Source organism: Occultella gossypii (assembly GCF_019947135.1).
Taxonomy (GTDB): domain Bacteria; phylum Actinomycetota; class Actinomycetes; order Actinomycetales; family Beutenbergiaceae; genus Occultella; species Occultella gossypii.
The window spans coordinates 1-19299 of record NZ_JAGSHT010000008.1 but is presented as its reverse complement, the minus strand read 5'-3'; the positions used below and the strand labels follow the sequence as shown (position 1 = coordinate 19299).

Here is a 19299-nt window from a genome sequence, read left to right as displayed (position 1 = left end):
CATCAACAATGGTTGAGGTCAAGACCCGGGAGGTCGGGTCAGCCGCCGACCCGGACCACGTCTCCGAGCACGATGACGGCGGGGGAGCAGACCCCGGCGAGAGTAGCCCCGGCGACGGCGTCCCCGACCGTGCTGACCGTGCTCGCCTGGTCCGGCGTGTACCCGCGCTCGATCGCCGCGACCGGGGTCTCGGGACCGAGGCCGTTGCGGAGCAGCCCGGCGAGCAGATGCGGCAGGGTGGCGACGCCCATCAGGACCACGACGGTCCCGCCGAGGGTGAGTGCGCGGGTCAGATGGGCGTGCTCGTCGTCCGAGAGGGGGTGGTGGCCCGAGATCACGGTGAAGTGGTGCGAGAGGTCCCGGTAGGTCACCGGGATCCCCGCCGCGGCCGGCACGGCGATCGCCGCGCTGATCCCAGGGACCACCCGCGCCGTGACCCCGGCGGCGCGCGCGGCGGCGAGTTCCTCCGCGCCGCGGCCGAACACGAACGGGTCCCCGCCCTTGAGCCGGACCACCCGCTCCCCGGCGGCGGCCCGGGTGAGCATCAGCTCCTCGATCTCGGCCTGCCCCAGCGGGTGATGGCCGGGCCGCTTGCCGACGTCGATCAGCTCCGCGCCGGGGGCGAGGTCGGCCAGGTGATCGGTGGGGGCGAGCCGGTCGTAGAGGATCACGTCCGCGGCTGCGAGGGCCCGGAGGGCGGCGAGGGTGAGCAGGTCGTCGGCACCCGGACCGCCTCCGACGAGGGTCACCTGCCCGGCCGGAGCGCCGGGCTCGCGGCTGATCAGGTGCGTGCGTCCAACCCCGGCGAGCGCCTGCTCCCAGTCCGCCGAGACCTCGGCCGGGCCCAGCCCGACCACCACGAGCGCGACGCCGTCGAGCGCGGCGGGCGTGACGCCGTCGGGCATCGACGCGGTGCGCACCCGCGCGCCCGCAGCGGCGTAGCGGCGCTCGAGGCGCGCGGCCTGCTCGCCCGAGCCCAGCACGAGCACGGGCAGGCCGTCGACCCGGGTCTCGATCAGCATCCGGCGTGCTCCCCTCATCGCTTGGTGGACAACATTGTCGACTACGTTTGGAGGACCGCATCGCACCACGGAGGAACGTCTCATGCTGCCCCTGAAACTCGGATACAAGGCCTCGGCCGAACAGTTCGCCCCGCGGGAGCTGGTGGAGATCGCGGTCGCCGCGGAGGCGCACGGGATGGAGAGCGTCGCCGTCAGCGACCACTTCCAGCCGTGGCGCCACGACGGCGGGCACGCCCCGTTCTCGCTCGCGTGGATGGCGGCCGTGGGTGAGCGGACCTCGCGGGTGCAGATCGGCACCTCCGTGCTGACCCCGACGTTCCGGTACAACCCCGCCGTGATCGCCCAGGCGTTCGCGACGATGGGAGTGCTCTACCCCGGCCGGATCATGCTCGGGGTCGGCACGGGGGAGGCGTTGAACGAGATCGCCACCGGCTTCCGCGGCGCCGGCGAGCAGGACTGGCCGGAGTTCAAGGAGCGGTTCGCCCGCTTGCGCGAGGCAGTCCGCCTGATGCGTGAGCTGTGGACCTCCGACCGGGTCGACTTCGAGGGCGAGTACTACTCCACGCACGGCGCGAGCATCTATGACCGGCCCGACGTGGGTATCCCCGTCTACATCGCGGCCGGCGGCCCGATGGTGGCCCGGTACGCAGGGCGCGCCGGGGACGGGTTCATCTGCACCTCCGGCAAGGGCTGGGACCTGTACACCGAGAAGCTCATCCCGGCGGTCGCCGAGGGTGCGGCGAAGGCAGAGCGGGACCCGGAGACGATCGACCGGATGATCGAGATCAAGATCTCCTACGACACCGACCCCGAGGCAGCGCTGGAGAACACCCGGTTCTGGTCCCCGTTGTCGCTGACGGCGGAGCAGAAGCACTCGATCCACGACCCGATCGAGATGGAGCGGGCCGCGGACGCGCTGCCGATCGAGACCATCGCCGGGCGGTGGATCGTCGCCGCCGATCCGGACGAGGCCGCCGAGAAGGTGCTCGAGTACCGCCGGGCCGGGTTCAACCACCTCGTCTTCCACGCGCCGGGGCACGACCAGCGCCGGTTCCTGGACCTGTTCGAGCGGGACCTCGCGCCGCGGTTGCGTGCGCACGGCTGACCAGAGTGTCCGGGTCAATGCGTCCTCGTTGCGGTCGTCGCTGAGGTACCCGCCGGCCACGGCGTATCATGTAATACATCAGCAACGTGTCAGGAGGCGCAGTGAAGCTCAACAGCAAGGGCCAAGTGACCATCCCGGCCGAGTTGCGGCACCGGCACGGATTCGACGAGGGCGATGAGGTGGACGTTGTCGAAGACGGCAACACGCTACGCATCGTGCACCTCACGCCCGGTCGGACCAGGGGTGAGCGGGTCGTCAGCAGGATGCGCAATCAGGCTTCCACGACGCAGACAACCGACGAGCTGATGATGTTGCTGCGTGGCGAGTGACAGGGAGCGGATGATCACGCTGGTCGACTCCAACGTGCTCCTCGACATCGCCACCGATGATCCAGCATGGTCAGGGTGGTCGAGCCAGGCCCTCGCACATGTCCTCGACGACGGCGAAGCGGTCCTGAACCCTCTTGTCTACGCCGAGGTGTCCGTCGGCTTCGACCGGATCGAGGATCTCGACGCTGTGTTACCGGCGACCGCGTTCCGGCGCGAACCACTCCCGTATCCGGCCGGTTTCCTCGCCGGGAAGGCCTTCCTGCGGTATCGCCGCCACGGCGGCTCGAGGTCGTCACCGCTGCCGGACTTCTACATCGGGGCACACGCCGCGGTTGCCGGCTACCGGCTGCTCACCCGCGACGCGCGCCGATATCGGACGTATTTCCCGGGCGTGGCTCTGCTGACCCCGACGGAGGGCTAGGTACGCACCGCGCGCCGCGCCCGGTGTGAGCCACAGGCCCGTCGGCGGGGCGTGCGGAAGTCTTAACCGCCCCGAAACGCATCGGCGCGGCTGGGCGTAACAGCGCCTCCGTAGCGTCGGGGCATGACAGCGATCCTCGCCGGTGCCCCGCACACCCGCCACGGCCGGGCCCCGCTCACCCCCGCCACCCGGACGATGCCGGCCCTGCTCGCGTGCTCGCACGGCACCTCCTCGCCCGCCGGCCAGCGGGCCGTCGCCGAGCTCGTGCGGGCGGTGGCGGATCGTCGCCCGGACGTGCCCGTGGCCGGCTCGTTCGTGGACGTACAGCAGCCCGACGTGCCGACGTCGCTGACCGGGCTGGGCCGCGGGGCGGTGCGGATCGTGCCGCTGCTGCTCTCGGCCGGCTACCACGTGCACGTGGACCTCACCGAGGCCGCCGCCACGAATCCCGACACTCGCGTGATGCGGGCGCTCGGCCCGGACCCGCGGCTCGTCCGCCAACTCCAGCACCGGCTCACGCAGGCGGGCTTGGCACCCGGGGACGCGGTGGTCCTGGCGGCCGCCGGCTCCTCGGACGCGGGCGCCGTCGCCCACTGCGAGCAGACCGGCGAGATGCTTGCGGCCGCGCTGCGCCGCGACGTCATCACCGGCTTCATCTCCGCGGCCGGCCCGCGCCTGGGGGACGCCGTGGCGACCGCGCGGGCAGGCCTGCGGGCCCGGGGCGACGGCGGAGGTCACGTCGTGGTAGCGACGTACCTGCTCGCGCCGGGCTACTTCGCCGACCTCGCCGCGGTCTGCGGCGCCGACGTGGTCACCGCGCCGCTACTCGTCGACGGTGAGGAGCCCGCCGCCGAGTTGGTGGATCTGGTGCTGGACCGCTACCTGGCCTGCTGAAGGTCCGCCGCGTCACCGGATCGTGGCTCCGTCGACTCCGTCAACCGTCATCGCGTGCGAATCCATGTCGATGAACAGTTGTCGGCGCAAACGGTTGCGGCAATCATCCATAGGTGGGTAGCCTGAATCCTGAAGTTGTCATCCGTATTACGGATGAGGCAACCGCGTCGGCGTGTCGATCTGCACGCTGTGGCGCGCCAGCATCGCGGCTGGTCAGCGAGATGGGATACCCGCATGGTCGACATGACACGACGAACCGTTCTCCGCGGCGCCGCCGCCGCGGTTGTGATCGCCGGAGCAGGAGGTGCGAGCAGCGGTTCGCGCGCACAGGCCGCTGACCCCACGTTGCAGCCGTCGGGTCAGCAGGAGTATCAGCTCGCGTGGTCCGACGAGTTCACCGGCACCGCGCTGGACACCTCGAACTGGTTCTACCGGCAGGACACGAAGGGGCTGTCCGCCTGTCGCCCAGAGAACGTGAGCGTCGACCAGGGGTGTCTGCGCATCGCCCTCAAGAAGGAGGCAGCTGCCGGCATGGAGTACACCACCGGCGGCGTGGTCACGCGGCAACTCTTCGGCTACGGCTACTACGAGGTCACCGCGAAGCTCTGGCACGGTGCCGGCTTCCACCCCTCCTTCTGGCAGTTGGGCCTGAGCGCCTACAGTGCCCATGTGCCGGACTACGTCGGTCCGAGCAACGCGATCAACGAACTCGATGGCTTCGAGGTCAACACCCACGAGCCGTCGCACGTGATGCACAACCTGCACTGGTACACGCCGGCGTACGACGTCATCAGCGTTGCCGCCTACGACCAGGTGGATACCAGCGACGGGTTCCATGTGTACGGCTACGAATGGACGCCGACGCACGTGAGGTTCTTCGTCGACGGCGTCCAGACGGGTGAAGCGGCCTATCACGGGCCCCACGCGATGCAGAACGTCTGGCTGAGTTCAATCGGGCTCACGCCACCGGTCGACGAGTCGGACCTGCCCGGTCAAGACCTCTACCAGTACTTCCGGTACTACCGCCCGGTATGGAACCCCCTCGATGGTGTCGACGGGACGATCGTCGTCGACAACGACGAGCCGGGCTACGCCGAGACTGGCACCTGGGTCCCCTCGCCGGGTCCGTACGGCTTTCAGGACAAGGAGACCAAGGTCGCCCGGACCGTGGCCGCCACCGCCACCTGGACTCCCGTCCTGCCTGTCGACGCCGAGGCCTATCAGGTGGCGGTCTGGAACCCGAGTTACCCCGCGGCGGCCACGTCGGCGCGGTACGAGGTGACCCACGACGCCGGCGCCACCGCCGTCGACGTCGACCTCAGCACGGCTGGCCAGCAGTGGGTGGATCTTGGCACCTTCGAGATGAGCCCGGGCGCGAGCCACGGTGTCACGGCGTCGCAGGGCCCTGGGAATGCTGGCAGCCTTCGCGTCGACGCGACACGATTCGTCCCGACGACGCTGCTCACGTCCGTATCGGCCGGCTATCGCGAGATCGGCAACGGCTGGATCACGGAGGCCGGCACCGGCCCGAACGGCAGGGACCTTCGCCTCACGTCCGGTGGTGCGGGCGCCCGTGTGATGTGGACCGCCCAACCCCAGACCGGCCTCGCGCACCTGCGCGTCTGGATGCCAGCGAACACCGGCGGCCTGCGGTTGACGATGCGAAACGGCTGGCATCACGTCGTCAAGGAGATCGAGGAACCAGTTGCGGCCGGGTGGGTCGATGTCGGCACGGTCACGCTGACGACCCTTCGGCCCTGCACACTCGAGCTCCGGCCGCTGGAAGATGACGGCGTCTGGGCCGGGCCGGTGAGCTTGACCCCGATCGCGTCGCCGTCCACCCCACCCCCCTCCACACCGGCAGCACCGTCCTTCACGCTGCAGTCGCACCCTGACACGGGCCGGATAGACCTCGACTACACCTGGGACGTCGACCCGAGCGTCGCCGGGTACCACGTCTTCCTCGACGGAGCCCAGCTGACCTGGCAACCAGTCGTACGTGGCAGGTTCAGCATCAGTTCCTTGACCTTCGGCCTCTCCTACGACCTTTCGGTGCAGGCCGTCGGGCGCAATGGAGAACGGACGATGTCACCTGTGACAGTCGCGACGATGCCGACCGACGCCGCAGCGCCGGCGACACCGACCTCGCTCAGCGTGGAGCCTGGGGGACGCTCCGCTGCGGTGAAGTGGGCCCGCAACACCGAGTACGACGTCGCCGGCTATCACATCTACGTCGACGGAGTCAGGCGCACCACCGAACCTCAGGCCTGGTCGCGGGGTGGCACAGTGGTCGAGGGCCTCCCTCCCGGCACCGTGCAGACGGTCGGGGTGACGGCCATCGATCGTTCCGGAAACGAGTCGGGTGCGGCCACTGCCAGCGTCACGCCCGTGGACGCGTTCGACGTGAGGGTCGGTGATGACGGCTACGTGGAGTCGGGGTTGTGGGAGGCCTCTGGTCTCGCGGGGTGGGCCGGGACCACGTGCCGTGCGACCGAGGATCCCAACGGTGCGGCGGGATGGCAGGCGCAACTCGACTCCGCCGGAGCGTATGCGGTCGCGGTCTGGTACCCGGCCCACACGACCAGCACGGTCGCGGCCGAATACAGCGTCGAACACCAGGACGGCATGGCCACCTTCACCGTTGATCAGACCGCGGGTGGCAACGAATGGCTGGCCCTTGGCACGTACTCGTTCGCTACGACGGCCGAGGTCAGGGTGCGCAACACTGCCGGCGAGGGCTGGCTGCGGAGCAACGCGGTCCGATTCCAGCCCTAGCCGCGATCGGTGGACCTGGTGACGGCCCGTGCCGGGGCTGGTTGAACGCGGGTAGCCGCGTCAGCGGATCTTCGCCCCGTACACACGCGCCACGGTCATCGTCATCAGCACCCGGCGATCGGAGACCATGACCGCGCGGTACTCCTCCCAGTCCGGATGCTCCCCGGCGGCACGCCGGTAGTAGTCCACGAGCGCCTCGACTTCGGGCCCGTTCGGCTCGGTGCCCGGCCCGGTCAGCGTCACCGAGCCCTCGGCGGTCGCCCATTCCCAGCCGTTCTCGCTGGTCACCTCGAGCGCGGCCCGGGGATCGCGGCGCAGGTTGGTCGTCTTGGCGCGGCCCTCGGTCATCGAGACGAGCAGCTGCTCGGTGTCGCGGTCGTAGAACGGCGTCACCGGTGAGAGTTGGGGCAGGCCGTTCGCCTTGATCGTGGCGAGGACGCCGATCTTGGCGTTGGCGAGCACGCCGCGGGGATCGAATGTGGTGTCGGTCATGCTCGGGCCAACCCCGCGTGTGGGCACGACTATTCCGCGGTTGCTCTCCCTGAGACCAACGGAGGGGAACTCCTCGGGGTCCCGGAGCCGACGCGCGGCTCTCACCTGGATCAACGGCACCTCTGCCGCTCAGGTCACCAGACCGCTGCGGTAGGCGTGGACCACCGCCTGTACGCGGTCCCGCAGGCCGAGCTTGGCCAGGATGCGCGACACGTACGTCTTGACGGTCTCCTGGCTGAGCACCAGCGTTGCGGCGATCTCACTGTTCGACAGGCCATTGGCGATGAGGCGCAGCACCTCGAGCTCGCGCGGCGTCAGCACGGTGTCGGCAGTTGGGCTCTCGGAGGGGCGGATCCGCGCCGCGTACCTGCCGACGAGCTGCCGTGTCACCTCGGGCGCGAGCAGTGCGGCCCCGGCCGCGACCGTGCGGATGCCGTGCAGCAACTGCGCCGCGGGGGCGTCCTTGAGCAGGAACCCACTGGCCCCGGCGCGGAGCGCCTCGTAGACGTACTCGTCGAGGTTGAACGTCGTCACCACGAGCACTTTGACGGGGTGCGCCACGCCAGCACCGGCGAGCAGGCGGGTCGCCTCGATGCCGTCGAGCACCGGCATCCGGACGTCCATCACCACGATGTCCGGGTCCAGCCGCCCAGCGAGTTCGACGGCGGCCCGTCCGTCCCCGCACTCGCCGACCACCTCGAGGTCGGGCTGGGCGTCGATGATCGTCGCGAACCCGGTGCGGATCAGCGCCTGGTCGTCGCACACCAGGACCCGGATCGGCGCTTTCATGCCGGGCTCCTGGTGGGGATGCGGGCCCGGACGACGAATCCGCCGTCGGCCCGACGATCCGTGCCGAACTCGCCACCCAAGGCGTCCACCCGGTCGCGGAGCCCGACGAGACCCCGACCACTCCCGTCCGGTGGCCGAAGGCGGGCGCCGACCCCGACCCGCTCGGCGGCCGGCCCGGATATCGGCCCGGCAGTGCTGACCTCCACGGTGATCTCCCTTTCGTCGTAGCGCACGCCGACCGCCGTCGGGCTGCCCTGTGCATGCTTGAGGGCGTTCGTCAGGGCCTCCTGCACCACCCGGTACGCGACCAGCTCGGCACTCCCGGCCGACTCCGACGGCGTGCCCTCCTCGGTGAGCTCGACCGGCTGCCCGGCCCGACGGGCCTGCTCGACGAGCGTGTGCAACTCGCGGAGGGACGGCGTCCGGGCGGCGACGTCGTGGCCCGGATCGAGCAGGTCCAGGAGCTGCCGGAGGTCGCCGATGGCCCGCCGGCCCGTGTCGGTGATCGCGTTCAGGGTCTCGTCGAGACGGTCGGGGGCTCCCGTCAGGTACCGGGCGGCCTCTGTCTGCACGACCATCGCGGTCACGTGGTGGGTCACGACGTCGTGCAGCTCGCGGGCGATCCGGGTGCGTTCGGCGGTGCGGGTGTCCTCGGCGACCCGGAGCCGACGTTCGGCCTCGGCGGCCCGGGTGGACCGTAGCCAGGAGCCGACGCCCCATATGAGAGCCAGCGCCAGATAGAACGTCAGGTACCCGACCGCCCGCTCGGTCCCGCCGACCCGTGCGATCGCAACCGCCAGCGCCACGTATGCCCCCGAGAGGAGGATCGCGACCGTGCGGCGACGGCGTTCCAGGTGGGCCCCCGCGCTCAGCAGCGCGATCGCGAGCCCGGTGCCCGCGAACGTGTGGTAACCCCGGAGCTGGTCGAGGGCGAAGCCCAGCGCCACCAGGACGAGGCAGGCGGCCGGCCACCGCCGGCGCACGGCGAGCGGGAAGGACTGGAGGATGATCGCCACGACGGTCAACGCGTCGAAGGGGCGGGTCGGCAGCTTGCCGACCTCCGTTCCAATCCCGTGGAACGTGGGCACGAACGGTGAGACGGCCAGCAGCAATGCGAGAGGCAGGTCCCGGATCGTGACGTCGAGCTGTCGCCACCGGTCCAGGACCTGCCGGAGATCGTTCACCGGGTGAGCGTAGTGGCCTGGTTCGTTCGGGCCGAGCGGCGGCGGGGGATCACGTGGCCGCGCCGGTAGGCGAGCCACATGAACGCGCCGGTGGCCAGCATGCCGAAGGCGATTGCGTACAAGCTGCCCTCGGGTCCGAAGGTGCCGCCGGTGATCAGGGTGGGGCCCGTCATCGTGGCGTCCAGCAGGCCCTGCGGGGTGTTGCTTCCGGAGACCTCGGTGCTGAAGATGGCGCTGGCGGCGAAGTTCCAGCCGAAGTGCAGGCCGATCGGTACCCAGAGTTTGCGGGTGGCGACGTAGGCGGCGGTCAGCATTCCGCCGGCCTCGATCGCGATCGCGATGGCGCCCCAGAGGCTGGCGTTGGGGTTGAGCAGGTGTACCAGGCCGAACAGCAGGCCGACCAGCGTGAGCGCGATCCAGGTGCCGGTCCGTTCCTCGACGATCCGGAACAGGATGCCGCGGAAGACCAGTTCCTCGGTCACGGCGGCGCCGGCCATGAAGCCGAGCAGCCCGATGGCGCCCGCCGGGGTGCCGAGGCCGTTGACCGTGTAGTGGCCCTGGAGTGCGATGATCGCGATGACGGCACCGAACAGGCCGATGCCGAGCAGCGTGCCCCAGGCCATCGCGGGGCCGGCGCCCTTCACGGCGACCTCCACCGGCGCCCGGTGCTCGGTGCGCTGGACCACCCGGGCGTAGACGACGATCGACAGCACCCCCGTCGCCAGGCCGATCACGAGCGTCAGCCACGCGTTGCCCTGCACCGCGACGCTGCTCAGACGGCCGATAACCGCGATCGCGACCACGGCCAGTAGTTGCCAAACCAATCGCACGATGACTCCCTCGCTGAAGCCGCGGCCGACCGCCGCGGACTACTCCGAACGCTATGGAATCCCCGAGCCGGAAACGTCACCGCACGGCGGACACTTGCGTGTAGTCCGCACGGGGGACAGCGGGGACAGACCCAGGGCTCCGGCAGAGGCCCGGTTGGGCTAATCCTCGCTGGACCCACCGAACGCGAAACGGTCGCGCTCGACCCACCGGACGCCGTCGAACTCGTGCAGCACGAGAGCCGTGGCCCAGAACGTGACCGGCAGCAAGGTCGACACCTCGGCCGCCACGGCGGTGAGGACCTCCTCCGGTTGCTCGTGGGCGACCGTCAGGTGGGGGACCACCGTCTCGAACTCGCCGTCGTAGGGCTGCGCCTGCGGCCACCGTCGCGCGACCGCCTCGGTCAGCACTCGGAACGGGTCCGCCGGAGTCGGTTCCAGCCAGAGCGTGCGCGGGAACCGCGCCGTGCGGGCCAGTACCGATTCGAACGAGGCGGTCGCGCGAGCGAGCGAGCTGACTGCTTCGAGGTCGCCGGTACCCAGTGTCTCGCGCGGTAGCCACGGGTAGAGCACCGTCACGTGGGCGGGCATCCCGAACTGGGCCGCGACGTCATACCGGGAGCGCGGACCGGCGACGATCGGTTCCGCCTCCGGAACCAGGACGGTCAGGCCCGTCGCACCGAGGGGAAAGCGAGCCACCCTCGGAGCATACGGACACCCACCGCCCGAGCGAGGATGGTCCGGAAGAAACGGGGGCGGGGGGCGGATAGTCTCGCCCTGTGCGCGACGACTCCATCACCGAGACCGTCGGGGACGAGTTGAGCTTCCGCCTCGCCGACCCCGACGCCCGCTACCGGCGCGTCCGCGTGGACGCCGATCTCGGTACCACCGACGCTCCCCGGGACCTGACCCGGACCGACGGTGTCTGGGAGTTGCGCATCCCGCGCCCACCGCTGGGCCGGGTGGAGTACCGGTTCGAGGTCACCAGCACGATCCTTGACCCGACCAACCCGCGCACGGTGCCAGGCGGCTTCGGCGACAGGTCCGTGCTCGAACTACCCGGCTACGCCACGCCCGAGTGGGTCGCCGCCGAAGCCATCGCGAGCCGGCTCGCGGACGTCTCCTTCACCGACACCCCGGTCGGAGACATCGACGCCACTCTCTGGGTCCCCGAACGGCTCGACCCGGACGAGCCTGCGCCGCTACTGATCGCCCATGACGGGCCCGACTACAGCGCGATGGGGCACCTGACCGACTTCATCGGGTCCCGGATCGGCGCCGGAGTCCTCGCGCCGCTGCGGGTGCTGCTGCTCGGCTCACCCGACCGGATGTCCTGGTACGCCGCCAACGACGACTACGCCGACGCCCTCGTGCTGCACGTCCTGGACGCCGCGCGCGACCAGTGGCCAACGACCGCCACCATCGCCGCGGGCGTCAGCCTCGGCGCCCTCGCCGCGCTGCACGCCCAGTGGCGCCACCCCGGCACGTTCGACGGCCTGTTCCTGCAGTCCGGCTCGTTCTTCACCCCCGGCACCGACGCCCAGGAATCGTGGTTCAGCAGGTTCGACGACATCACCTCGTTCGTGGCCGAGATCGCCGGAGCCCCGGCAGCACCGACGGCGGAGCCTGGCCCGGTCGTGACGCTCACCTGTGGCGCGACGGAGGAGAACGTCGTGAACAACCGGCTGATGGCCGCCCACCTGAGCCGGCTCGGCTGGGACGTGCGCCACGCGGAGACCGACGACCTGCACAACTTCGTCTCCTGGCGCGATGCCCTGGAACCGCACCTGGAACGGCTGCTGACCTCCGCCGTCGGACACCCGGTGGCCGGAGGCCACGATGCGACGTGACCAGATCGAACTGGACGCCCCCGGCCTGGACCGGCCCGGCACGCTGATCCGGTACGGGCACTGGGGCCGCCCGGTCGTGGTGTTCCCCACGGAGCTGGGACGGGCCTGGGAGTACGAGGAGAACGGGATGGTCGGCGCGCTCGCGCCGCTGATCGACGACGGTCGGATCAAGCTCTACTGCGTGGACTCCTTCGACCACCTGACCTGGTCGGACACCTCGATCTCCCACGAGGAGCGGGCCCGACGGTACCGGGACTACGAGCGCTGGGTGACCGACGCCGTGGTGTCGGTGATCCGCGACGACTCCCCGGGAGCGGGGGACCTGATCACCACCGGCGCGAGCCTCGGCGCCTACCACGCCCTGCACGTGATGCTCTCGCGGGCGGACCTGTTCACGGTCGCGATCTGCCAGTCGGGTAACTACGACCCGTCGTTCTGGCGCACCTGGGGCGAGCGCGGCGATGACGCCTACTTCACCAACCCGATGGACTACCTGCGTGGTGCAGCCGGCGACCACCTGGACTGGCTGCGCTCGCGGGTGTACCCGGTGCTGGTGGTGGGGCAGGGCGAGTTCGAGGTGGACCCGACGGGGGCGCTGCCCGCCACGCTCGCGATGGACCGGCTGCTCACCGAGAAGGGCATCGGCCACGAGCTGGACGTCTGGGGCCACGACGTGTCCCATCAGTGGCCGTGGTGGCGCGAGCAGATCGCACATCATCTGCCGCGGTTCTGCTGAACCGATACGTTTGCCGCGAGCGCGATCCTCGGAGGGCACATGAGCGACATCTCCCGGCACCTGATCGGCCTGCTGCTCGGGCAGGAGGAGGACTGGCCGCGTGCGTTCGAGGCGATCGTCTCCCGGCTCGGGCCGGTCACCGATGCCGCCGGCCGCTCCCACGAGATCACCACGAAGCGGCTCACCGTGGCCCCGTTCGAACTCACCGATCCGGTGGCCTCGGACCTCGTCATCGACCGGCTCGCGTACTGGTACTACGTGCCTCGGGAGTGGCTGAAGAAGGCCGCCCTGATGGACGGCACGTACCTGCTGAACTCGCCGTTCACGTTCCAGGCCATGGAGAAGCACAGCGCCTACTGCGCGATGCTGCGACTCGGGCTGAATATCCCGCGCACCGTGCTGGTGCCGTACAAGAACCCGGTGGACAACGCCCGCTGGGCGTACACGTCGGCGAAGTACAACGAGCAGTTCGACCTCGAAGCGATCGCCGCGGACCTGGGCTACCCGCTGTACATGAAGCCGTTCGACGGCGGTGGCTGGCGGGGCGTGTCCCGCATCGACAACCCCGAGGACCTGCGCAGCGCGTACGACTCCTCGGGTCAGATGCTCATGCACCTGCAGGCGACCGTGGACTACGAGCACTTCGCCCGCGCCCTGTCGATCGGGCCGGAGACCATGGTGATGGACTTCCGCCCGGACCAGCCCATGCACAACCGGTACGCCGTCACGCACGACTTCCTGTCGCCGTCGGCGGGGGACCAGGCGGTCACCATCTCCCGGCTGGTCAACGCGTTCTTCAGGTGGGAGTTCAACTCCGCGGAGATGCTCGTCACCGGGGACGAGGTCTACCCGATCGACTACGCGAACGCGTGCCCCGACGTGGCCGTGACGTCGCTGCACTACTACTTCCCGTGGGCGATCACGGCGTTGGTGCGCTGGAGCACGTACGCGCTGGTGACCGGGCGCCGGGTGTCGGTGGACACGGACACCGCTGCCTACTACGCGATCGCCGACGACCCCGAGCTGGACTACGCGGGCAGACTCACCGCGTACCGCCGGCTCGCCGACGACCATTTCGAGACCGACCGGTACTGGGACTGGTGCGCGAAGCACCTGGCCGACCTGCCCGGTCGGGTCCTCGACTGGGTCACCTCACCCGACTTCGACCGCATGCTGGTGGACACCGTGCGCGCCACCTACCCGCCGCACGAGCACGAGCAGTTCCTCGCCCACTTCCGAGGGCTGATCGGGCTGTGGACCTCCGACGAGCAGGCCCGGCTGGCGGGCGGCGCGGCAGGCTGAGGGGCTGAGCCGTCCTGGACCGCGCGTCCGTTTCAGCGTGCCGGGAGAGCCTACGAGGAGAACAATGGACGCCGCCGGAGCCACTGGCCCGGAGCGGATCGGCGCCCCGCCGATCCGGTGAGATGGGAGAGTGCCATGGCGTTCAAGATCGGCTACTTCGTCGGGAGCCTGGCAACGGCCTCGATCAACCGGACCCTGTCCAAGGCGCTGATCCGCCTGGCGCCGGCGGAGCTCGAGTTCACCGAGATCGGCATCAGGGACCTGCCCCTGTACAGCTACGACTACGACGACAACTACCCACCGCAGGGCCGTGCGCTGAAGGAGGCCATCGAGGCATCGGACGGCATCCTGTTCGTCTCCCCGGAATACAACCGCTCGATCCCGGGCGCGCTGAAGAACGCGATCGACTGGGGTTCGCGGCCGTGGGGCACGAACTCGTTCGCGCGTAAGCCCAGCGGGATCATCGGCGCCTCGATCGGCGGCATCGGGACCGCCGTCATGCAGTCCTCGATGCGCAGCGTGCTGAGCTTCCTCGACGCCCCGCAGCTGAACGCCCCCGAGGCGTACATCACCTTCGTGCCGGAGGCGTTCGGCGACGACGGCGAGTGCAAGGACGAGTCCACCGCCGGCTTCCTGCGGCACTACATGGAGGAGTACAGCGGGTTCGTCCAGAGGGTGCTCGCCGTGAACGCCCCTGGCCACATCGGGGACGCGGAGGCAACGGGGCGTCCCTGAGGTCAGCGCGTCCCGAACCGTTCGAGCAGGGCGTCGAGGTCGTCGACCGTGAAGGTGCCGCTCATCCCCATCAGCGGCACCTTGACCAGCGGCATCGCGGTCAGGAACGCGGCGGTCGACGGCTCCGGGCTGTCCGGGCCGAACATGGCCCCGAACGCTCCCATCGCCTCGAGCAGCGCGGGCCCGGCGGCGGGGTCGGCGACCCACTCGCCGATCGTCGAGTAGGCGGTCAGGGGCACCCGGCGCGCGGGCGCCTCGAGTGGCACCGTCGCGGTCAGCGGCAGGTCCCGCGAGGACGCACCGACCGAGATCTCGAGGGTCCCCGGCTCGACCGACCAACCGCCGGTGACCGTGTCCCAGTGGCTGAGGTCGCGTCGGGTCAGGGCGAACTCCACGGTCCGGGACTCACCGGGCGCGAGGTCGACCCGAGCGAAGGCACGGAGTTCGCGCGGTGCCCGCGCGATCTGTGAGGCCGGCCGCCCGACGTACAGCTGCGGCACGGCGACGCCGGGCCGAGCACCGGTGTTCGTGACGACCGCAGTGACTGCGACCACGCCGTCGCCCTCGCCGGTGTGCTCCGTGACCGGCGTGGCGTCAACGGCGAGGTCGGAGTACGCGAACGTGGTGTAGGTCAGGCCGTGCCCGAACGGGTAGGACACCGGCGCGGCCGTGGCGTCCAGCCCGCGGTAGCCGATGAAGATGCCCTCGCCGTAGCGCACGACCCCGTTCTCACCGGGGAAGTTCAGCTGCGCGGGCACGTCGGCCAACTGCTCCGGCATCGACTCGGCCAAGCGGCCCGACGGCGCGGCGTCGCCGAGGAGGAGGTCGACGGCGGCGCTCCCGCCCGCCTGACCGCCGAGCCAGAGCTCGAGGATCGCGTCGGCCTGCTCCTGCCAGTCGGCGACCGTCACGGCGGACCCGTTGGCCAGCAGGACGACCGTGCGGTCGGCCACGGCCGCGACCTCACGCAGCAGTGCCGTGTGAGACTCGGGCAGGTCCATGTGCTCGCGGTCGTAGCCCTCGGACTCGTCGATCGCGGGCAGGCCGAGGAACAGCACCGCGGTCCTGCCGGTGGCCAGGTCGACCGCCTCGCGGCGCAGCTCGCTGTCGCTGCGCTCCTGCCCGACGGCGCCCGCGGCCTCCGCGAGCGGGTAACCCGGGGCGAAGGGGACGTCGAGGCCATGCTCGCGCAGGGCGTCGAGCGCGCTCACCAGCCGGGTCGGGTTCACCTGAGAGGAGCCCGCGCCCTGGTAGCGCGGCGTGCGCGCCATCTCACCGATCATGACCACGGTCGAGGAGAGCGTCTCGCGCTCCAGCGGGAGCACGCCGTCGTTGTTCTTCAACAGCACCGCGGCCCGGGTCGCGGCCTCGCGGGCGAGCGCGTGGTTCGCCTCGAGGTCCGTGGTGCCCGGCTCGGCGAGTGCCGCCTGGGACCGTGCGATCAGGGTGAGCACCCGCGTGACGGCGCGGTCGAGGTCTGCCTCGGTGAGCGCGCCGGAGCGGACCGCCTCGACCACCCGGGCGTCGTTGATCCCGTCGGAGGCGGGCATCTCCAGGTCGAGGCCCGCGGCCACCCCGGCGACCCGGTCGTCCACGGCGCCCCAGTCGGAGACCACGAGCCCTTCGAAGCCCCACTCGGTGCGGAGCACACCGGTGAGCAGCCACGGGTCCTGCGAGGCGTAGGTGCCGTTGATCCTGTTGTACGAGCACATCACGGTCCAGGGCTGCGCCCGGGTGACGACCTTCTCGAACGCGGGCAGGTAGATCTCCCGCAGGGTGCGCTCGTCGACCTCGGCCGAGACCCGCATCCGGTCGGTCTCCTGGTTGTTCACGGCGAAATGCTTCAGCGAGGTGCCGACACCCTTGGACTGGATGCCCTGCACCAGCGGCGTCGCGAGCTCGCCGGCCAGGTGTGGGTCCTCGGAGAAGTACTCGAAGTTGCGCCCACACAGCGGGCTGCGCTTCATGTTGATGCCGGGGCCGAGGAGCACGGCCACCGCGTTCGCTCGGGTCTCCTCGCCGAGCGCCTCCCCGACCCGCCGGAGCAGGTCGGGGTCCCAGGAGGAGCCGAGCCCCGCGGCCGACGGGAAGCACGTGGCCGGCACCGAGTCGTTGAGCCCGAGGTGGTCCGTCGCCCCCGCCTGCTTGCGCAGCCCGTGCGGGCCGTCCGTGACCATCACGGCGCCGATGCCCAGCCGCTCGATGGCCTGGGTGTGCCAGAAGTCCGAGCCGGACAGCAGCGAGGCCTTCTCCTCGAGCGTGAGCTCGTCGAGGAAGCGGGAAATGTCGGAAGCGGTGACGCCCATGTCTGCGGATCCTTCGGATGGAGGGGGTTGCCGGCGGATGCCGTCGAGCGCCGGGCTCAGCCCTACGCCGTCGGGCCCAGGAAGAGTTCCACGACGGGAACCGCCACGTCCGGACGACGGATCGGCAGCGTCAGCGTCAGCGTGCCGGGCGCCGGCCCGTCCGGGGTGGTGTTCCAGCCGGCCTGGTCCGGGTCGATCTCGGAGTAGGCGACCTCGGAGGCGTCGTGCAGGAACTGGGCGTAGGTCACCTTGCCGGCGAGCCCGGGCAGCTGGACGTGCCCGAACGGCCACGCGAACAGGTGTAGGTACAGCCGGTCGCCGGCGCGGGTGTAGCGGGCGTCCGGCGGGGGCGCGAAGTCGGTGGCTCCGGCGCCCCGGATCGAGCGGGCGTGCCGGTCCATCCAGGCGCCGATCCCGGCGAGCGACTCGACGGCTCGCGGGTCCAGATCGCCGCGGCCGGTCGGCCCGACGTTCAGGAGCAGGTTGCCGTCCTTGGCGACGCCGTCGATGAGCATCCGGACGAGCAGGTCCGGGGACTTGTAGTCGTCGTTGTCCCGGTCATACCCCCAGGAGCCGTTCAGGGTCTGGCACGCCTCCCAGACCACGGGTACGCCGTCGCGCTCCATCGGGCCGTCCGGCTGGTACTGCTCGGGGGTGATGAGGTCACCGGGGATGCCGAGACGGTCGTTGACGATGATGCCGGGCTGCAGCTCGCGCACCATGGCGAGCAGGTTCTCGGAGTCCCAGTCCGCGGCGCCCTTGCCGGCCAGGTCTGCGTGGTGGTCGCGACCGTCGGGGTAGGAGAAGTCGAAGAACAGGTAGTCGATCTGACCGTAGCCGGTGAGCAGTTCGCGGACCTGGCCGTGCAGGTACTCGCGGTAGCGCGCCATGTCCCGGCCGGCGTTCTGCTCGGCGATGTCCGCGTCGTCGCGGCGGGGGTGCAGGGCGTCGATGGTGAAGTCCGGGTGGTGCCAGTCGATCACGGAGTGGTAGAACCCGACCCGTAGTCCTTCGGCCCGGACCGCTTCGACGAACTCGGCGACGGCGTCCCGACCGAACGGCGTGTTCGTCGCCTTGTAGTCGGTGAGGGCGGAGTCCCACAGGCAGAAGCCCTCGTGGTGCTTGGTGGTGAGCACGACGTACTCCATGCCGGCCGCCTTCGCGGCCTTCGCCCAGGCGCGCGGGTCGTAGCGGTCCGCCTCGAAGTGGGTGGCATACCGCTCGTAGTCGGCAACCGAGGTGAACTCGCGGCTCATCACCCACTCGTGCCGGGCGGCCAGGGAGTACAGGCCCCAGTGGACGAACATGCCGAGACGGGCGTGGGTCAGCCACGCGTGCGCAGGATTCACGGGCGCCATTCAACCCGATCCAGCGCACCCGGCGCTACGAGGGCGCGGTTGTGCGGCGCAAGAGTTGGTTGCGCCGCATGATGACGCTCTCGCGGGGGTGGCGGCTGTCCGGCTCCGGGTTGCCCCGGGCGAGCGTGCGGTCGTGCGGCGCACCGGCCCGACCGGCCGCAGGATCACCCGCTCGAGGTCCTGGGAGGATGTGGCATGGACACCGAGGGGCTCGTCGGCCGGGTGGACCATGTGCTGTCTGCCGGGCGTGTACAGGCGGTGGCGGTCGGCGTCGTCGTCGATGATGCGATGGAGGTCATCTGCCGAGGTGGCGTCGACGGTCGGGCCGTCACCGCACGGACCTCGTTCTACGCGGCCTCGGTGACGAAGCAGGTCATCGGCCTGCTGCTCGCGCGGGCCGCCGGCGTCGATGATCCCGTGCGTCGCTGGCTACCGGAGCTGCCCGACTGGGTCGAGCCGGTCCGGCTTCGCCATCTCGTTCACCACACGTCGGATCTCCCGGACGTCACGACCCCACCCGCTCGGTACCGGCCGGCAACGCCGAGGTCATCGAACGCATCCAGGGCTGGACGCCGGTCCAGCCGCCCGAGCCCGGGGCACGCTACGCCTACAACAACGCCGGCTACGTCCTCCTGGCCGAGGCGCTGGGCCGGATGTCGGGGCGACCGGTCGACGAGCTGGCCGCGGCCGAGCTGTTCCGGCCACTCGCACTGCGGGAGACCAGGCTCGGGAGCCCTATCGTCCGGGTTCCCGGAGTGCCGGACCCGCCGGGCACGATCGGTGACGGCGGCCTGTGGACCTCGGTCGCGGATCTGACCACCTGGCTGGATGCCTGCAACCGGGACCGCTTCGGGGAGCGTGCCCAACGCATGGCCGAGACGCCGGGTGGGCTCGACGCCGGGAACGCTTCCGGATACGCGTGGGGTGTTCGCGTGCGCGCCCGACCGCACGGCTCCCTCGTCACCCACGGGGGTTCCTGGGGTGCCTGGCTGGCGAAGACCGCTCGGGTCCCGGCACGACGGATCGCGGTTGCCGTCCTCAGCGTGGGTGGCACCGAACAGGCCATCAGCGATCTCGGCACCGAGCTCGCGGAAACCCTCGCAGCCCGGTAGCCAACTGCTGCGGGGGTGCGATCCTGCGGCGCAACGGCCGGTTGCGCCGCAGGATCGCACCC

At 70.6% G+C, this 19299-nt stretch carries 18 protein-coding genes and 1 pseudogene; 11 read left to right on the top strand and 8 right to left on the bottom strand.

What is annotated here, in order from left to right; all coding sequences use genetic code 11:
* Positions 1-38 precede the first annotated feature (38 nt).
* A complete protein-coding gene (gene cobA / locus KCQ71_RS08140) occupies positions 39-1022 on the bottom strand; it encodes a uroporphyrinogen-III C-methyltransferase (RefSeq protein WP_223404695.1) in 984 nt (327 codons plus the stop codon).
* A gap of 82 nt (positions 1023-1104) precedes the next feature.
* Here cobA and fgd point away from each other — a divergent pair, with 82 nt between their 5' ends.
* The 5 genes from fgd (at position 1105) to KCQ71_RS08115 (ending at position 6546) form a co-directional block, all read left to right on the top strand.
* Entirely contained in the window at positions 1105-2127 is a 1023-nt protein-coding gene (gene fgd, locus KCQ71_RS08135; RefSeq protein WP_223404693.1) for a glucose-6-phosphate dehydrogenase (coenzyme-F420), read from the top strand.
* A 101-nt stretch (positions 2128-2228) separates the two neighbouring features.
* Complete coding sequence (locus KCQ71_RS08130) at positions 2229-2456, top strand: AbrB/MazE/SpoVT family DNA-binding domain-containing protein (RefSeq protein WP_223404691.1); 228 nt, start codon at positions 2229-2231, stop codon at positions 2454-2456.
* Positions 2446-2877 carry a type II toxin-antitoxin system VapC family toxin gene (locus KCQ71_RS08125; protein WP_223404689.1) on the top strand — a complete coding sequence of 144 codons (432 nt, stop codon included), beginning with the start codon at positions 2446-2448 and terminating at the stop codon, positions 2875-2877. Before KCQ71_RS08130 ends, KCQ71_RS08125 begins: the two co-directional genes overlap by 11 nt.
* Positions 2878-3000: 123 nt before the next feature.
* Positions 3001-3771: a sirohydrochlorin chelatase gene (locus KCQ71_RS08120; protein ID WP_308116619.1), complete on the top strand. Its 771-nt coding sequence runs from the start codon at positions 3001-3003 to the stop codon at positions 3769-3771.
* A 243-nt stretch (positions 3772-4014) separates the two neighbouring features.
* Positions 4015-6546: a golvesin C-terminal-like domain-containing protein gene (locus tag KCQ71_RS08115; protein ID WP_223404687.1), complete on the top strand. Its 2532-nt coding sequence runs from the start codon at positions 4015-4017 to the stop codon at positions 6544-6546.
* A 60-nt stretch (positions 6547-6606) separates the two neighbouring features.
* Here the strand turns inward: KCQ71_RS08115 and KCQ71_RS08110 are convergent, their stop codons facing one another.
* From KCQ71_RS08110 to KCQ71_RS08090, 5 genes are all read right to left on the bottom strand, one after another.
* Positions 6607-7038, bottom strand: a complete 432-nt coding sequence (locus KCQ71_RS08110; RefSeq protein ID WP_223404685.1) for a PPOX class F420-dependent oxidoreductase — start codon at positions 7036-7038, stop codon at positions 6607-6609.
* A 129-nt stretch (positions 7039-7167) separates the two neighbouring features.
* Entirely contained in the window at positions 7168-7827 is a 660-nt protein-coding gene (locus tag KCQ71_RS08105) for a response regulator (RefSeq protein ID WP_223404683.1), read from the bottom strand.
* Entirely contained in the window at positions 7824-9011 is a 1188-nt protein-coding gene (locus KCQ71_RS08100; RefSeq protein ID WP_223404681.1) for a sensor histidine kinase, read from the bottom strand. Before KCQ71_RS08100 ends, KCQ71_RS08105 begins: the two co-directional genes overlap by 4 nt.
* Complete coding sequence (locus KCQ71_RS08095) at positions 9008-9841, bottom strand: CPBP family intramembrane glutamic endopeptidase (protein ID WP_223404679.1); 834 nt, start codon at positions 9839-9841, stop codon at positions 9008-9010. Before KCQ71_RS08095 ends, KCQ71_RS08100 begins: the two co-directional genes overlap by 4 nt.
* Positions 9842-10000: 159 nt before the next feature.
* Entirely contained in the window at positions 10001-10537 is a 537-nt protein-coding gene (locus tag KCQ71_RS08090; protein ID WP_223404677.1) for a 2'-5' RNA ligase family protein, read from the bottom strand.
* Between the two features lie 80 nt (positions 10538-10617).
* On the opposite strand from KCQ71_RS08090, the gene KCQ71_RS08085 reads away from it, so the two are divergent.
* The 4 genes from KCQ71_RS08085 (at position 10618) to KCQ71_RS08070 (ending at position 14461) form a co-directional block, all read left to right on the top strand.
* Positions 10618-11688, top strand: coding sequence for an alpha/beta hydrolase-fold protein (locus KCQ71_RS08085; RefSeq protein WP_223404675.1), 1071 nt, complete (start codon positions 10618-10620; stop codon positions 11686-11688).
* Positions 11678-12424, top strand: a complete 747-nt coding sequence (locus KCQ71_RS08080; protein WP_223404673.1) for an esterase family protein — start codon at positions 11678-11680, stop codon at positions 12422-12424. The genes KCQ71_RS08085 and KCQ71_RS08080 overlap by 11 nt, the downstream gene beginning before the upstream one ends.
* Before the next feature lie 39 nt (positions 12425-12463).
* Positions 12464-13726, top strand: coding sequence for an ATP-grasp domain-containing protein (locus tag KCQ71_RS08075; protein WP_223404671.1), 1263 nt, complete (start codon positions 12464-12466; stop codon positions 13724-13726).
* Between the two features lie 135 nt (positions 13727-13861).
* On the top strand, positions 13862-14461 hold the full coding sequence (locus tag KCQ71_RS08070) for an NADPH-dependent FMN reductase (protein WP_223404669.1): 600 nt from the start codon (positions 13862-13864) through the stop codon (positions 14459-14461).
* 2 nt (positions 14462-14463) lie between these two features.
* Here KCQ71_RS08070 and KCQ71_RS08065 read toward each other — a convergent pair whose 3' ends face one another.
* Together KCQ71_RS08065 and KCQ71_RS08060 are read right to left on the bottom strand one after the other, a co-directional pair.
* Complete coding sequence (locus KCQ71_RS08065; RefSeq protein WP_223404667.1) at positions 14464-16767, bottom strand: glycoside hydrolase family 3 C-terminal domain-containing protein; 2304 nt, start codon at positions 16765-16767, stop codon at positions 14464-14466.
* A gap of 62 nt (positions 16768-16829) precedes the next feature.
* Positions 16830-18125: an alpha-L-fucosidase gene (locus KCQ71_RS08060; protein ID WP_372453966.1), complete on the bottom strand. Its 1296-nt coding sequence runs from the start codon at positions 18123-18125 to the stop codon at positions 16830-16832.
* Between the two features lie 195 nt (positions 18126-18320).
* On the opposite strand from KCQ71_RS08060, the pseudogene KCQ71_RS27880 reads away from it, so the two are divergent.
* Positions 18321-18635, top strand: a pseudogene (locus KCQ71_RS27880) (serine hydrolase); the annotation flags it as partial.
* Entirely contained in the window at positions 18551-19237 is a 687-nt protein-coding gene (locus tag KCQ71_RS08055) for a serine hydrolase domain-containing protein (RefSeq protein ID WP_308116620.1), read from the top strand. The pseudogene KCQ71_RS27880 and the gene KCQ71_RS08055, both read left to right, overlap by 85 nt.
* The last annotated feature ends 62 nt before the right edge of the window (positions 19238-19299 follow it).

Excerpts from the sequence above, each read along its gene's own strand:
- cobA (WP_223404695.1), bottom strand. The coding sequence starts at position 1,022 with ATGCTGATCGAGACCCGGGTCGACGGCCTGCCCGTGCTCGTGCTGGGC.
- fgd (WP_223404693.1), top strand. The coding sequence starts at position 1,105 with ATGCTGCCCCTGAAACTCGGATACAAGGCCTCGGCCGAACAGTTCGCC.
- KCQ71_RS08120 (WP_308116619.1), top strand. The coding sequence starts at position 3,001 with ATGACAGCGATCCTCGCCGGTGCCCCGCACACCCGCCACGGCCGGGCC.
- KCQ71_RS08115 (WP_223404687.1), top strand. The coding sequence starts at position 4,015 with ATGACACGACGAACCGTTCTCCGCGGCGCCGCCGCCGCGGTTGTGATC.
- KCQ71_RS08110 (WP_223404685.1), bottom strand. The coding sequence starts at position 7,038 with ATGACCGACACCACATTCGATCCCCGCGGCGTGCTCGCCAACGCCAAG.
- KCQ71_RS08105 (WP_223404683.1), bottom strand. The coding sequence starts at position 7,827 with ATGAAAGCGCCGATCCGGGTCCTGGTGTGCGACGACCAGGCGCTGATC.
- KCQ71_RS08080 (WP_223404673.1), top strand. The coding sequence starts at position 11,678 with ATGCGACGTGACCAGATCGAACTGGACGCCCCCGGCCTGGACCGGCCC.
- KCQ71_RS08075 (WP_223404671.1), top strand. The coding sequence starts at position 12,464 with ATGAGCGACATCTCCCGGCACCTGATCGGCCTGCTGCTCGGGCAGGAG.
- KCQ71_RS08070 (WP_223404669.1), top strand. The coding sequence starts at position 13,862 with ATGGCGTTCAAGATCGGCTACTTCGTCGGGAGCCTGGCAACGGCCTCG.
- KCQ71_RS08065 (WP_223404667.1), bottom strand. The coding sequence starts at position 16,767 with ATGGGCGTCACCGCTTCCGACATTTCCCGCTTCCTCGACGAGCTCACG.
- KCQ71_RS08060 (WP_372453966.1), bottom strand. The coding sequence starts at position 18,125 with ATGGCGCCCGTGAATCCTGCGCACGCGTGGCTGACCCACGCCCGTCTC.